This window comes from Kribbella sp. CA-294648 (assembly GCF_050943845.1).
Taxonomy (GTDB): domain Bacteria; phylum Actinomycetota; class Actinomycetes; order Propionibacteriales; family Kribbellaceae; genus Kribbella.
Genome location: NZ_CP191981.1, coordinates 308,498 through 322,114 on the forward strand (window position 1 = coordinate 308,498; position 13,617 = coordinate 322,114).

Here is a 13,617-nt window from a genome sequence, read left to right on the forward strand (position 1 = left end):
TCATTCTGCGGGGTCGCCCGGCTCGCCGGCAGTGCCGTCCCAGATGGTGTAACCGTTTGCCGCATTGAGTCGCTCGCGCAGATCCGTCTCGAGCTTGTCCACTCGTGCGGGAGCGAGCCAGTGCACCGGGATCAGCACCGAGTGCTCCTCCCGCTTGGTCCGCAGCACGATCGCTTCACCCTGCGTCGTACCGGTCCGGCCGACCTCGGTGATGTCGGTCCAAGGGGTCCGCAGCCCGCGCACCTGTACGTCGTCCGGCCCCAGCTTGAGCAGTACCGGCGGGCGGAGGAGGATCCACAGTCCGGCCAGCACGACCAGCCCGCCCAAAGCGGCGAACACCGTCACCACGGCGGTCGGCAACCCGACACCCCACAGCACTGCCGCCACCCCGAGCAGGATCAACCCAGCGGCCGGGATCCCGAGAAACCGCCCAGACCGCATCCGGTACGTCGTACGCATCAGCCCAGGATCTCACCGGTACTCCGCCCACCCACCAGCGGGACCACTGCCGACCCGACTCAGAACGCCGGGATCTCGTTGGTCAGTGCGTTGCCGTCCTTCCTCTTGCCGAGGCTGATCTTCCAGTTCGACCGTTGATCGAAGAACTGCAGGAAGCTCTCGTAGTTGCAGGCGCCGGTGAACTGCCGGCGAGCGGCGTCCCAGTCCATCCCGGTCTTCACATAGACCGAGTAGGTGCCGCGGATTCCAGTCAGCGTGGCCTGTGAACCGGATCGCACATAGATGCTGGCCTGCGGTTTCTTCGGTCCGGCCGTCGACACCACGACCACTGCGTCGGAGTCCGAGTCGTTGGTGATCTGCAGCCGGCCGTTGCCGCGCGGACCCGATCGCTGGAGCACCTGACCGTTCACGCCACGCCGGTTCTGGTTCGGCGGATCCGGGGGTGGAGCCGGGAACAGGTTCTTGCCGAAACTGATCTTCACCTTCGCCAGGTCCTTCACGGCGTTCTCGAACGAGGCGCTCTTGACGGTGTAGTAGATATCGCGCCGGGCTTCGTACAGCAGCTCGGGGACCGTCTTCGGCACACCGCAGTCGGTCTTCTTCTCCAGCATCCCGGTGCTGAAGGTCTTCTGGAGAGAGTTGTAACTGATCATCGCCATCTGGACGGAGCGGTTGAGGCTGACCCAGGCCGGAGGCGGTTTCACACTGTCCAAGGTCTGGTAGTTCTGCTCGAGAACCTTGGCCAGCCGGACCCGGGCGGCGTCGGTCGCCGGCAGCGTCGGGGCTGTCACCGCTTGGGCGATCAGCGGCCTGAGCGCCGTCTCCATCCCAGCCAGCAACGCCTTGTACTGCGCCACTGTCAGCGGAGGCGCGGGTGTCGGCGTGGACTCGGTCCGTGGTGCCGCAGCGGGCTTGTCGGCCTCACCGCTGCAGCCGGCGGTGATCAGCATCGCCGCCGCGACAAGACTTGCCAGCAGTCGCTTCTGACTCCTCACCCCATCCAGTATCGCGGCTGGAGGGGTCGGCGGACGGCGTACCGGCGTACCGGTTTAGTTGGTGCCGGTCTGGCTCGGGTCGTAGGCGCAGGCGTCGTTCAGGTTCTGCGGCTCGCCGGCAGGCGGCTTGGTGGTGGCGGAGGTCGGCTTCTTGGTGGGCTTCTTCGTCGGGCTGGTCGACGGCTTGCTGGACGGGGTCGACGCGATCGGCTTCGTCTTCGGCTGGATCGCCTTCTGGACCAGCTCCCGCATCGCCTCGTAGTTCGGGTTCTGGCCGGTCGGGAAGTTCTTGCGCTTGTCCAGGTCGACGTTGGTGACGTTGGCGTTCTTCACCTTGAGGCCGAGCGTGACGAAGGATGCCAGGATCTCGCCCGGGATGTCGGTGCGCAGCAGTTGCTTGCCCGCGGCGGCGATCTGCTGGTACTTCGTCACCAGGGTCTGCGGGTTCGCGCTGTTCACCAGCGCGTGGATCGTGCAGCGCTGCCGCTCCTGCCGCGACGGGTCGCTCAGGCCGTACCGGCCGCGGGCGAACCACAGCGCGTCGCGGCCGTTCAGCTTCTGGTCCGGGCCGGGCTCCAGGTAGCCGGACGGCTTCTTGTGCCCGTTCGACCCCGGGCCGGAGCCGTAGTCGCCGCCGATCGGCACCCGGTAGTTGATGTTGACGGTGATCCCGCCGAGGGCGTCGATGATCTGCTCGAAACCCTTGAGGTTGACCTGCATGTAGTAGTCGATGTCGAGACCCATCGCCTCGCCCACCGACACCTTGAGCGCGTCGGCGCCCTCGTTGTCGGAAGCGCCGAGCACGCCCGGGTGCAGCTTCGGGATGTTCTCGTACATCGAGTCCAGGTAGTACTCCGCCTGCTCGGCCGGGCCGTTCGGGTCGTAGAAACCGTCGGGGTAGATCTTGTGCAGCGGAGAGTCCTCGGGGAACGGCATCCGCATCCAGTTGCGGCTGAGCGAGATCAGCGCGGTGTCACCGGTCTTGGTGTCGATACTCGCGACGATCACGGTGTCGGTCCGGGTGCCCTCACGGCCGACGCCGTCGTCCGCGCCGAGCAGCAGCAGGTTCAGCCGGGGCTTCTTCGCCCACGGGTCCTTCTTGTCGACGTTCGGCCGGGTGGCGCTCTTGGAGTCCTTCTCGGACTTGAAGACGCCACCGATCAGGTCGCGCTGGGCCATCACGGTCTGCGCGGCGAACGTGGTCGGGACCGCGATCCCGAAACAGAGCAACCCGACGAACGCCGAACCGGTGAACCGGCCGACCGAGGTCAGCGTGATCGGGCGGAGCAGTTTGTGCGAGGAGACGACGATGCAGATCCACAGGAACCCGGCCACCAGGACAGCGCCGGTGGCGAGCAGCAGCTGGCTCGGGTCGACGGCGAGGGCGAGGACCGAGTCCCGCTGGGTGAGGCCGATGAAGGCGGCGAGCAGCAGCAGACCGGCGTACAGGGTGATCACGAACGCGCCGAGCTTCTTACGGCCGCCGAGCACGAAACCGAGACCGGGGATCAGCGCGCTGAGCAGCGTCAGGCCGATCGCCTTCGACACGGACCGGGCGCGGTAGGCACGCTGAGCACGCTGCCGGGACCGGTGGGCGCGAGGCGCGGACCTGCGTCCAGCTGCGCGAGTACTCCGCGTCATGGCTCCGTTCCCTGATCAACGACGTGACGGCGTGCGGGACCTTCAGAGGATGGTCCCCGATAATCAGACGCCGACACGGCCTCCTTGGTTGACGTGACCTTACGACTCCGTCGACTGGTCAGGTTACAGGTCCCCGAAAGCCAGCCCCAAGACGACCGTCCGAGCGGCTCGGCGGCCCCACTTTGCCGCCGGGCGGGTTGTCCGGATAGTCTTGGCCGTCGTCGCATCGCAGTCGGATGCAACGGAGGAGGCGTCGCCTAGTCCGGTCGATGGCGCCCGCCTGCTAAGCGGGTTGAGGGTAATCCCCTCTCGGGGGTTCAAATCCCCCCGCCTCCGCAACACCCGAGAGCCGCCCCGCCGCAAGGCGAAGGCGGCTCTCACCTTTCCGGCCCACCCCCAGCCACGCGCTACAGCTGCCCCCGCAACCTCACAGCGCTATCCACCCCCTCGGCTGCGGGGGTGGGTGATAGCAACACCAACGCGCAGCCTCGGCCGAAGAACGCTAGAGCTGCGGGCTCCGACGTACTGCGGACGGAACGAGCCCGGTCGGCTCAGATGACGCGCAGCCTCGTGGCGCTACCCGCCACCTCGGCAGCGGAGACGGATGGCGCGTAAGCCTGTCCGCACCGCCCGCGCGGGCTCGTGGCGCTGCGCGCCACCTCGGCAGAGGAGATGGAGGGCGCGCATGGGCTGGCCTGCAGGTTTTGACGGCGAGCACCGAGAAGGCAGCTGCCACGCGTGGAGCAGTCTCGTGGCGCTGCGCGCCACCTCGGCAGGCAGAGGTGCGGAGTGAGGTAGCAGCTTTCGGCTAGCGGCGGGGCGTCGTGGCGCTACCTGCCACCCTCAGGCCTTGCAATGGCGACGGTGTGCGCCGTCTGCTGAGGGTTGGCACCTCTCCAGCTGAGGTTTTGTGTGCCGAGGGACAGGAGGTGCTCCGGTCTGCGTCGCGACGTCAGGCTCAGGCGGTGGGTCCGGCTGGCCGAAAGCGGCACTACCTCCTGTTCTTCGGCACGTAGTGGTCAGCCGAAGGCGAGGGACTTGGCTTTGGCTAGGTGTTCTACTGAGCGGACGGTCATCGGTTCGGTGCCGACGATCAGGTGGGAGATGCCGAGGGACTCGTAGGACCTGAAGGCCTCGGCGAGGTCTTCCACCGAGCCGGAGATGGTGGGGGACTCTGGGTCGGCGACCGCAGGTTGGGTGGGGTCGGTGACTGTGATGCCTACCGTCAGGTCGACGGTGGTGCCGGCGGGGGTTGTGGCTGCGCGGATGGCGGCTAGGCGTTCGGTCAGCTTCTCGTCCGGCAGGCCGAACCACGCGGTGTTCCACTGGTCCGCCCACCTCGCCGTCAGATCCAGCATCCGCGGGCCGAACGCCGCCACCAGCACCGGAATCCGCCGCTCGGGAGCCGGCACCAGGACGGCGCCCTTCACCTGGTGATACTTCCCGTCAAAGCTCACCGTCTCGCCCCGCACCAACCGAGCGACGATCTCCAGCCACTCCTCGAACCGCCCGACCCGATGGTCCGTCGGCAATCCAAACGCCTCGTACTCCGGATCGTGCCACCCAGCCCCCACACCCAGGATCAACCGCCCGTCGGAGACCAGGTCGAGCGTCGCCGCCATCTTCGCCGTCAGCCCCGGGTCGCGGAACGACCCGCACAGCACCATCGTCCCCAGCTCGAGCCGCGAGGTCACAGCAGCGACCCCACTGAGCAGCGTCCACGCCTCGTGCATTCCGTAGACCGTGTCGTCAGGCGCTCGATAGAAGAAATGGTCCGCCAGCCACACCGAGTCGAGCCCCGATTCCTCCGCCGCAACCGCCATCGCCTTCACGTCGGCCCAGCCAGGACTCCCGCCAGCCGGACCGTCGTTCCCACCCACCGGCAGCATCACTCCGATTTTCATCCCACCAACCTAAAGCGCCGCCGAGCTCAGCTCCAGGAATTTCCGGTACGACGAACTACCCGCGCAGCGGCGTACCGGAATCCCATCAGAATCGACCCAAATTGCTTGCCTGAGGCATCCAGTGGGTACTGTCGGATCCGTCCGGTTTTCGTGAGGCATCGGGACGCGGTTTTCGCGCCCCTCACGAAAGGATGTGGTGGTGATGACGGACTTCGCGGTCCGGCCGTCTTCGTACGACCTCAGATTGATCCTGGATCTCTCGCTGCCCGCTCATGTCGTCGCCCTGGTGGACGACGTCTGGCAACCGGCCTGGCTGATCGGGCGGCAGCATCACGCGGACGGCTGGATGGCGCTCGTCCAGTACACCGCCGCCGACGGCAACGAACTCAGCTGCCGGATCCCCGTCTGCCGGCTAGGCCCACGGCCCCACTCCTGAGATCTTCTCGACAGAAATGTGTGTGATGTAACCGCCGGGCAGCCCCTCGCCGGGCAGGAAGTCGGCGTCCGGACCCTGATAGGTCTTCGCCAGCTCCCGCAGCAACGCGACGGCGCCGCCTTCGGTGATCCGCGCCGTGCCCTTGATCACCAGGTACTCCGTCAGGCCCATCTCGTTCTGCCGGTCGGTCTCGATCGACAGCGCGACCCGGCCGTCCCGGCGGATGTTCTGCACCTTGCGGTTGTTCGGCACGTGCCCGACAACGATTTCGTCGCCGTCCAGCCCCACCCAGACCACCGAGACCTGCGGGCTCCCGTCCGGATTGATGGTGACCAGATGCGCGAGCGCATCCGACTCGAGTACTGCGCGCGCACTCTCCGGAATCTCCATGCCGCCCAACCTAGTGCTCCGCCAACCGAGTGCCCAGCATCCAAGGGGTAGCTCCGCAGCCTGACGAAGTACCGGTGGACAGAGCGAAGCGCCCCGGTTGTGGCCGGGGCGCTTCGTTTTGCAGTCCGACTGACTGGCTTCCGGGTCAGCAGCCGGAGTACGGGGAAGGTCAGCCGAGGCGGTCCTTCAGGTGGTCGAGCTCGAGCTTGAGCGTGGCCGGGACCTTGTCGCCGAGCTTGGCGAACCATTCCTCGATCAGCGGCAGCTCGGCCTTCCACTCGTCGGCGTCAACGTTCAGCGCGACCTGCAGAGCCTCGACGCTGAGGTCCAGCCCGCTCACGTCCAGGGCGTCGGTCGTCGGGACGTAGCCGACCGGTGTCTCGACCGCGTCCGCCTGACCCTCGATGCGCTCGATCATCCACTTGAGCACCCGGCCGTTCTCGCTGAAGCCCGGCCAGACGAACTTGCCGGCCTCGTCCTTGCGGAACCAGTTCACGTAGAAGATCTTCGGCAGCTTCTCCGCATCGTGGTCCTTGCCGACGGTCAGCCAGTGGTTCAGGTAGTCACCGGCGTTGTACCCGAGGAACGGCAGCATCGCCATTGGGTCGCGGCGTACGACGCCGACCTCGCCGACCGCCGCGGCGGTGGTCTCCGACGACAGCGTCGCGCCCATGAAGACGCCGTGGTCCCAGTCGCGGGACTCGGTCACCAGCGGCACGGTGGTGGCGCGCCGGCCGCCGAAGATGATCGCCGAGATCGGTACGCCGTTGGGGTCCTCGTACTCGTCGGCAATGATCGGGCACTGCTTGATCGGAGTACAGAAGCGGCTGTTCGGGTGCGACGAGAGTTCGCCGGACTCCGGCGTCCAGTCGCGGCCCTTCCAGTCGGTCAGGTGGTTCGGCGGGGTCTGCGAGTAGCCCTCCCACCAGACGTCACCGTCGTCGGTCAGGGCGACGTTGGTGAACAGCGAGTTGCCCTTCTCGATCGTGCGCATCGCGTTCGGGTTGGTCTTCCAGCCGGTACCGGGGGCGACGCCGAACAGCCCGAACTCGGGGTTCACGGCGTACAGGCGGCCGTCCTCGCCGAACCGCATCCAGGCGATGTCGTCGCCGAGCGTCTCGACCTCCCAGCCCTCCAGCGTCGGGTCGAGCATCGCCAGGTTGGTCTTGCCGCAGGCGCTCGGGAACGCGGCCGCGATGTAGTGGACCTTCTTCTCCGGCGAGATCAGCTTGAGGATCAGCATGTGCTCGGCCAGCCAGCCCTCGTCACGCGCCATCGCAGAGGCGATGCGGAGCGAGTAGCACTTCTTGCCGAGCAGCGAGTTGCCGCCGTACCCGGAGCCGTACGACCAGATCATCCGCTCCTCGGGGAACTGGACGATATACTTCTCGTCGTTGCACGGCCACGGCACGTCCTTCTGCCCCGGCTCGAGCGGTGCGCCGACCGAGTGCAGGCAGGGCACGTACTTCGCGTCGGTGCCCATCTTCGCCAGTACCTCGGCACCCGTGCGGGCCATGATCCGCATCGAGGCGACGACGTACGCCGAGTCGGTGATCTCGACGCCGAACATCGGCTTCTCGGCGGTCAACGGGCCCATGCAGAACGGGACGACGTACAGCGTCCGGCCCTTCATCGAGCCGCGGTACAGCTCGGTCATCAGGGCCTTCATCTCGGCCGGGTCCATCCAGTTGTTGGTCGGACCGGCGTCGGCCTCGTCGACCGAACAGATGAAGGTGCGCTGCTCGACCCGCGCCACGTCGGACGGGTCGGTGCGGGCCCAGAACGAGTTCGGCTTCTTCTCGTCGTTGAGCCGGACCAGCGTGCCGCCGGCGATCAGCTCATCGGTGAGCGCCTTGTACTCCGCGTCCGAGCCGTCGACCCAGTGGATCCGGTCGGGCTGGGTGAGTTCGGCAACCTCGGCAACCCAGGCCAGCAGGCCCGCGTGCTCAGTCGGGGCGCCACTCAGGTCGTAGGTCGCTGTGGGCGGGGTAGTTGCGGCCTCGGCGCTGAGAGCATCTCCGGTATGGGCAGGGCTGGCGGTTGTCGTCATCGGCGGCTCATTCCCTCTCGCGATCGTCCCGGCGCCGGTCCCTTCCCTCGACGCTGAGGGGGTACGACGTCGGCCGCCGGGGTCTCCGGCGGTTCGATTCAGCTGGCTGGCGGTATGGTGACCTCGCAGACCAGTTGGTCCAGTGGACGCATACCAGTGTGCAAGTGGTACTAACGTTACGCGACCCGGACGCGTGTTGAGAACCGCTGGGACGTGAGGACCGTCACAGATTTCGGACGACAAGGGCTTTCCCAGCAAAAAGACCGGCCGCGCGAGGAGTCGCGCGGCCGGTTTGCGGCTTCAGCTGGTCTGCCGTGGCAGATCTGTTCGGCGGCTACTGCGTCTGACGCCAGATGTCGTTGAGGACGCGCTGCGCCGCCAGCTCCTCGCCGGGAACCGCGGCAACGACCACACCGACCAGCCAGGATTGCCCGTCGGCAGTGAACGCGTGAGTCATGCTCAGCCTGTACTGCTTACCGGGCTGAACCGTCAGCCAAGTGCGACCGTCCTTGGCGGTGGCCGGTACCGGCGCCTTGAAGGTGGCGGTCCACTCCTCGTCAAAGTCAGCCCGGTCGGCCAGGCAGGTCGCGAGCGTCGCACATGGCCGCAGGGCGATCTGCGCGGCGAGAGTCACAGCACCGTTGTTCTGCTCCGTCACTACTCGCTGATAGACCGTGGTCGGCGAGAGGCCCACTGCTGCAGTCTTCGGGGGTCGCGGCCAGCCGAACACAAACGGCAACCCGATCCCTGCTACTTCCTGTACGTCGGCGCCGCGTTCATAGGCAGCGCCAACCAGGCTGGCGGCCGGCACCGGCGGGATGTAGGAACCCGGCTTGGGCTTGACGATGCCCGGCTGCAGTGCCGGCGAGGGCAGAGCCGCGGGCGTAACCAACGCACCCGGGGCCGGCCCCGCAGGCCGCTGCTCCTTGGCCTTACTGCCTATCGCAGCCCCCACGGAGTACAAGACACAAAACACCACCAACACAACAACAACCGCACCAACCTTCCCCCAAACCCCATCCAGCCAACTACCACCAACACCCTCGGCCGAGTCCCCCACACTCAACCCACCACCAGCACCCCGCACGCCGGCGCCACCTTCCACCCCCACACCCTGGAGTGCGGTAGCACCTCCCGCACCAGCGTCACTCCTCGCACCTCCGGCACCAGCCGAGCTACCGGCACTCTGCGCACTTCCCGCCCCTTGGGCGCCCAGCGCACCCTGCTCACCGCCCGCGGTGCGCCATACCCCCACTGCATCTACCGCACCAGCGCCACCTTGCGCCCCCGCAACGTCGCTTGCCCTTCGCGTCCTCGCCGCGTCACCTGCACCGCCCGCACCCAGCGCGCCACCACCGCTCTGCGCACCAGCCGCGTCCTCGCCGCCTCCTACTCCCACGCCACCGTGAGCCCCCGCAACGCTTCCCGCGCCCCGCGACCCCTCCGCCTGCTGTGCGCCCAACGGCGCCTGCCCCGGCAGCTCCCGGATCGGCAGTGCGCCGTACTGCGCCAGCTGGCTCCGCACCGACCCCAGCGACTCCTCGTCGTTCCCCACCAGTCCGTCCAGCGGATCCAGGAGCCGCTCCGCGCCAGACTGCCCCCGCACGAGCTGCGTCACGGCGTACGGGCGAGCAGCTGTGAGGTTTGCAGCCCACAACGGCGTCTGCTGCTCTCCCGGCTCGAGCGCAGCCGTGCGACTGGCCCGGCCGAGCCGCCCGCGAACCTCCTCATCCGCAGCCCCGCTCTCACTCAGCACCAGCGCGACAACCTCCATGCCCGTGAACGAGCGACCCCGCCAGATCTCAGCCAGCGGATGCTCCAGCAGCCGCTGGTCCAGCTCGTACCCCGGCAGCTGCGGCGTGCTGTTCACTTGCTCTCCCAGATGGCCCGGTCAGCCAGCACCTGGGCTGCCTGTTGCGCCGTCGCCAGGTCGATCGGATGGGCGGCGTAGTCCACCTGCACCACCAGATCGGCCCGCTGCACGAGTACGGACACCCGCGAGTCCATCCCACCGACCCGGGCGATCTTCTCCACCTTGGTCGGGTACGGCCGATCGTTGACGACCGGCCACGGCTGCCGGTCGAACGCCGCCTTGGCCATCTCGGTCGGCGTGAACGACGACTCGCCCGCACCCGCTCGGCGACCGGAGTACGGGGTGATCCTGATCGTGAGTTCGGCACCCGAGAACGTCGGCTGCGTCCGCTCACTCACCTTGACCGAACAGGTGATCTCGGCTGCCCCGGTCTGCGTCAACTTCGCATTGGTGGCCTTCGGCAACAACACGGAGATGTCGCCCAGCCGCGAACACAGATCCGCCGGGAGCACCCGGGCCGACTGCACATCCTCAGGCTGGACAGGTTGTCCGACGGCGAACCCGATCCCCAGCCCGGCGACCGCGGCGACGCCACAGGCGATCGCAGTACCCCGAACCATTCGACCAGCCATGCCGGCGACCCTAGCCACGCAGAAGTTCTCCCTTGTCGATCAGCACACCGTCCACAACCAGTCCGCGTTGGACGCCACCACCACGCTCGCGGTTCCCCCGAATCCGGCGCCGGAGGAATAGCATCCGGACATGGATCTTGGGGACTTGCTGGGCGGGCGTGACATCGGCGACGTGAAAAAAGCCGTCGGCTTCGTGATGGAGAACTCCGACGACTTCGAAAAACTACTCAAACTCGTCCGCGAATTGCCGGACGACGCGCTCGGCTTCATCGGCCGGCTGCCCGACCTGATGAAAACCATCGGTACCGGCCTGGCCGAGGCCGGCGAACAAGCCGCGAAAGCAGCCGGCGCCCTGGTCGGCGAAGACGGCGAAGGCGGCGCCCGCAAGGCCCTGAGCGGCAGCGCCACCACGATGACCTCGGCCAAGGACAAGCTCCACGACGCGGCCGGCATGCTGGCCGGCCTGGCCGGCGAACTGGACAAGATCCCCGGCATCGGCGACGCGGCGGCCAAGCGCCTCAACGACGGTAGCGGCAGCATCGGCGGCGTCGCCACCGAGATCGAAAGCCTGGCCGGCAACCTCCAGGACCTCTCCGGAATCCTCGCTTCGGTCGGCGAGGCCCTGGCCGGCCTGGGCACGAAACTGACCGAGTCCGGCGGCTCGGTCAAAACCCTCCTCAACTGACCACCCCCACCCCAGACCTGGGCGGCAACCGCGGAGACCTGTCGCTTCCCCACCCGATTTGGCACCCACCCCCCTCCCGCGTGTATCGTTACCCAACGTTGCCCGGCGCTCGTAGCTCAACGGATAGAGCATCTGACTACGGATCAGAAGGTTGGGGGTTCGAATCCCTCCGAGCGCGCCAGCAAAACCCCAGGTCACCAGGTGGATGACCCGGGGTTTTGTCACACCGGTCATGCCTCGGCCGCGTTGAGCCTCAGCCGACGAACGTGATCGCGTTGCCGTCCGGGTCGCGCACGATGAAGTCGGTGCCGCCCCACGCTTGCTTGGTCAGCTTCTGCACGATCTCGGCGTCAGCGGCCAGATATTCCGTGTACAGCTCGCGTACGTTCGGCGTATCGACGAACGCCATGATGAGCCCTTCTCGTTCCGCTGCACCGGCCACGAACACCGGCTCGTCTACGTGCTTCAGGTGCAAGGTTGCGCCGTCGCGCGACACCGATCCGTAGAACGGCGGGTTGCCGTGCACGAAGTCGATCCGGAAGCCGAGCTGGTCCCGATAGAACGTGGCCGCGGCATCGACGTCGGCGACGTACAGGACCGGTTTGGCGCTCGCGACTGCCGTGTCCTGAGTCTCCGGCTGCTCGCTGGTGGGTGGGGCCGCTTCCGTGCTCGCCTTGAGTTCGGCCCAACTGGCGAAGCCCGCTTCGAGGGCGATGATCTCCTGGGCTTCGGTGAGGGGAAACTTCAGCGCGAGCGCTTCGCGGTCGGACAACGTGCGATAGCGCGCGAGCTGCCGGATGCGACCGCCGATCGAGAAGTTTCCTTCGCGGTGCCAGCGAACGAGCAGTTTCGCCTGCTTCTTGTAGGTTTCGAGCTTGGGCATGGCGCTCCCTCTTCGGTCGTGAAGTAGGTGGGCCTTGCCCTTTCGGCGTGTTGCCGCTGCGCCCTACAACCGGGTTTGAACCCGCGCCTGCAACGCCGAGATTAGCACGGCGAATAGGCCTCCGGCCGCGTGATCGCCGCCCATCCTCCGGTTCCCGTGTCGTCCGTGGCCGGTTCATTGGTCAAGCGTTGGTCTGCGGCGGGTTAGTGAACGCTGAACAAGCCGGTGTCGCCTTTCGGGGTCGAATGCCCGGACGTCGAGTCGGTCGAGGAGTTGCGCGACGATTTGGCGGCGGCCTGGTCGGCGGCGCGGACGTGCAGGGCGAACGAGTCGAGCTGCGGCTTGTCGGAGACGTTGAGCTCGATGGCCGGGCGCCTCGACCTGTCACCAGGCGGGGTCGGTGAAGTCTGCAGACTGGACGAGGTAGGCCCGGCCGGCTCTGCCATTCCGCTTGCCCTGGTATGACGGCAAGAATCAGGAACGGAGACCCCGGACCGCTCGTGGGATCCTGAGCCACCAGGGCCGACCGCTTTCGCTTGCCGGTCGGGCCTCGTCACGTTCGCTGGACTCGCGCTCGGCTGATCTGTCACCGATGTCCGTCAGTTCATGTGCGAGGTGGAGTTCAGTGGCGCCCGCAAACAAGTACGGGATCTGCAAAAGGCGCGCAGCCGCTTGGACCTGCTCCGGCAGCGAACTGATGTTCAGTGGCTCAGCCGGGGAAGCGATGCGTTTGTATGGGCCGTGCCACAGGTTCCAGTCGTAGGCGAAGAGCCCGCGTTCGCTCAACGAGTACCAGTCGGAGAAATTCCCTTCTCGTTCCGGGTTATCCCGAACTGCTTGCGTGAAGGTCGGCAATGCTTCAATCGCGTCATCGGCGCGCCCGACGACTTCGCGTGCGGCGAGGACCAATTCGGGGATGGGGCCATAGCCAGCAGACGACAGGACCGCTACGTGGCCGGCGCTATCGACCGCCAGGAAATCCCACTCAAGGCCCCACAGATCTGAGCGGGCATCGCCATCCTGAGTCACGAACTGAACCTTACGGGGGAGACAGCGCCGGTCGGCTTCGGCGGCGGGCGATCGCCCAAACCACCGCAGTTGTTAGGGACTCGTAGTCCTCTGCCATGTCGTAGGTCGGTCGTATTGTCGGCGCATGGTGTTTACGTCGCCTGTGGAGCGGGCTGTGCCGGATCGTCTGGGTGACGAGCGGGAGGCGCTGACGCAGCAGCTCGACTTTCATCGAGCCACCCTGCTTCGCAAGCTGGAAGGGCTTGATGGAGAGCAGTTGCGGCGGCCGATGACGGCGTCTGGGCTCAGTCTGCTGGGGTTGGTGAAGCACCTGGCCGAGACGGAGCATGGCTGGTTTCTCAAGATCTACGGAGGGTCGGCCGAGCCGGATCTGTTCTCGGTCGACGGTGACCTAAACGCGGAGTTTCACGTTGGTCCGGATGAGACTGCCGATGGTTTGGTCGGGCTGTATTTACGGACCAACGAGCGGGCCCGGGCTGTCGTTGCGGCCGGCGGGCTCGACGATGTGGTCACGATGCCGTGGGGTGCGGAGGTCAACCTGCGGGCGATTCTGGTTCATATGGTCCAGGAAACCGCGCGGCACAACGGTCACGCCGACATCATTCGCGAGGCGATCGACGGCACGACAGGCCACTGAAGCGGGGTCGCACCTGGGTCACCAGGTCGGCGCCAAGAGGTCCGCGCAGTCATGCCGCACCGC

The 13,617-nt window shown here is 66.9% G+C and carries 15 protein-coding genes and 2 tRNA genes; 6 read left to right on the plus strand and 11 right to left on the minus strand.

Annotated features, from left to right (window positions below; genetic code table 11):
* The 3 genes from ACQPYM_RS01510 to ACQPYM_RS01520 are packed head-to-tail and all read right to left on the minus strand — an operon-like array spanning position 1 to position 3,095.
* Complete coding sequence (locus ACQPYM_RS01510) at positions 1-459, minus strand: hypothetical protein (protein WP_433013534.1); 459 nt, start codon at positions 457-459, stop codon at positions 1-3.
* A gap of 59 nt (positions 460-518) precedes the next feature.
* A complete protein-coding gene (locus tag ACQPYM_RS01515; protein ID WP_433013537.1) occupies positions 519-1,454 on the minus strand; it encodes a hypothetical protein in 936 nt (311 codons plus the stop codon).
* A 54-nt stretch (positions 1,455-1,508) separates the two neighbouring features.
* Entirely contained in the window at positions 1,509-3,095 is a 1,587-nt protein-coding gene (locus ACQPYM_RS01520) for an LCP family protein (protein ID WP_433013540.1), read from the minus strand.
* 246 nt (positions 3,096-3,341) lie between these two features.
* Between ACQPYM_RS01520 and ACQPYM_RS01525 the strand changes: the two genes are divergently transcribed.
* Positions 3,342-3,431, plus strand: a tRNA-Ser gene (locus ACQPYM_RS01525).
* Between the two features lie 683 nt (positions 3,432-4,114).
* Here the strand turns inward: ACQPYM_RS01525 and ACQPYM_RS01530 are convergent.
* Positions 4,115-4,999 (minus strand): LLM class flavin-dependent oxidoreductase, encoded by an 885-nt coding sequence (locus ACQPYM_RS01530; protein ID WP_433013543.1) that lies wholly within the window; start codon positions 4,997-4,999, stop codon positions 4,115-4,117.
* A gap of 202 nt (positions 5,000-5,201) precedes the next feature.
* Between ACQPYM_RS01530 and ACQPYM_RS01535 the strand changes: the two genes are divergently transcribed.
* Positions 5,202-5,435, plus strand: coding sequence for a hypothetical protein (locus ACQPYM_RS01535; RefSeq protein WP_433013546.1), 234 nt, complete (start codon positions 5,202-5,204; stop codon positions 5,433-5,435).
* Here the strand turns inward: ACQPYM_RS01535 and ACQPYM_RS01540 are convergent.
* From ACQPYM_RS01540 to ACQPYM_RS01555, 4 genes are all read right to left on the minus strand, one after another.
* Entirely contained in the window at positions 5,412-5,825 is a 414-nt protein-coding gene (locus tag ACQPYM_RS01540; RefSeq protein ID WP_433013549.1) for a PPOX class F420-dependent oxidoreductase, read from the minus strand. The genes ACQPYM_RS01535 and ACQPYM_RS01540 overlap by 24 nt on opposite strands.
* A gap of 169 nt (positions 5,826-5,994) precedes the next feature.
* On the minus strand, positions 5,995-7,875 hold the full coding sequence (locus ACQPYM_RS01545) for a phosphoenolpyruvate carboxykinase (GTP) (RefSeq protein ID WP_433013552.1): 1,881 nt from the start codon (positions 7,873-7,875) through the stop codon (positions 5,995-5,997).
* A 334-nt stretch (positions 7,876-8,209) separates the two neighbouring features.
* Positions 8,210-9,745 carry a hypothetical protein gene (locus ACQPYM_RS01550; protein ID WP_433013555.1) on the minus strand — a complete coding sequence of 512 codons (1,536 nt, stop codon included), beginning with the start codon at positions 9,743-9,745 and terminating at the stop codon, positions 8,210-8,212.
* Positions 9,742-10,320 (minus strand): hypothetical protein, encoded by a 579-nt coding sequence (locus ACQPYM_RS01555; RefSeq protein WP_433013558.1) that lies wholly within the window; start codon positions 10,318-10,320, stop codon positions 9,742-9,744. The genes ACQPYM_RS01550 and ACQPYM_RS01555 overlap by 4 nt, the downstream gene beginning before the upstream one ends.
* Here ACQPYM_RS01555 and ACQPYM_RS01560 point away from each other — a divergent pair.
* The 3 genes from ACQPYM_RS01560 (at position 10,319) to ACQPYM_RS01570 (ending at position 11,186) form a co-directional block, all read left to right on the plus strand.
* Complete coding sequence (locus ACQPYM_RS01560; RefSeq protein WP_433013561.1) at positions 10,319-10,441, plus strand: hypothetical protein; 123 nt, start codon at positions 10,319-10,321, stop codon at positions 10,439-10,441. The two genes, ACQPYM_RS01555 and ACQPYM_RS01560, sit on opposite strands and share 2 nt — an antisense overlap.
* 9 nt (positions 10,442-10,450) lie before the next feature.
* On the plus strand, positions 10,451-11,005 hold the full coding sequence (locus ACQPYM_RS01565) for a hypothetical protein (RefSeq protein WP_433013564.1): 555 nt from the start codon (positions 10,451-10,453) through the stop codon (positions 11,003-11,005).
* A 105-nt stretch (positions 11,006-11,110) separates the two neighbouring features.
* Positions 11,111-11,186: transfer RNA gene (locus ACQPYM_RS01570), tRNA-Arg, on the plus strand.
* A 72-nt stretch (positions 11,187-11,258) separates the two neighbouring features.
* Here the strand turns inward: ACQPYM_RS01570 and ACQPYM_RS01575 are convergent.
* From ACQPYM_RS01575 to ACQPYM_RS01585, 3 genes are all read right to left on the minus strand, one after another.
* The gene (locus ACQPYM_RS01575) at positions 11,259-11,888 is read right to left on the minus strand and encodes a glyoxalase superfamily protein (protein ID WP_433013567.1); all 630 of its coding nucleotides are present in this window, start codon (positions 11,886-11,888) and stop codon (positions 11,259-11,261) included.
* Between the two features lie 203 nt (positions 11,889-12,091).
* Positions 12,092-12,334 carry a hypothetical protein gene (locus ACQPYM_RS01580; RefSeq protein ID WP_433013570.1) on the minus strand — a complete coding sequence of 81 codons (243 nt, stop codon included), beginning with the start codon at positions 12,332-12,334 and terminating at the stop codon, positions 12,092-12,094.
* A 28-nt stretch (positions 12,335-12,362) separates the two neighbouring features.
* Positions 12,363-12,917, minus strand: a complete 555-nt coding sequence (locus ACQPYM_RS01585; RefSeq protein ID WP_433013573.1) for a hypothetical protein — start codon at positions 12,915-12,917, stop codon at positions 12,363-12,365.
* A gap of 142 nt (positions 12,918-13,059) precedes the next feature.
* Here ACQPYM_RS01585 and ACQPYM_RS01590 point away from each other — a divergent pair, with 142 nt between their 5' ends.
* Positions 13,060-13,554 (plus strand): DinB family protein, encoded by a 495-nt coding sequence (locus tag ACQPYM_RS01590; RefSeq protein ID WP_433013576.1) that lies wholly within the window; start codon positions 13,060-13,062, stop codon positions 13,552-13,554.
* The last annotated feature ends 63 nt before the right edge of the window (positions 13,555-13,617 follow it).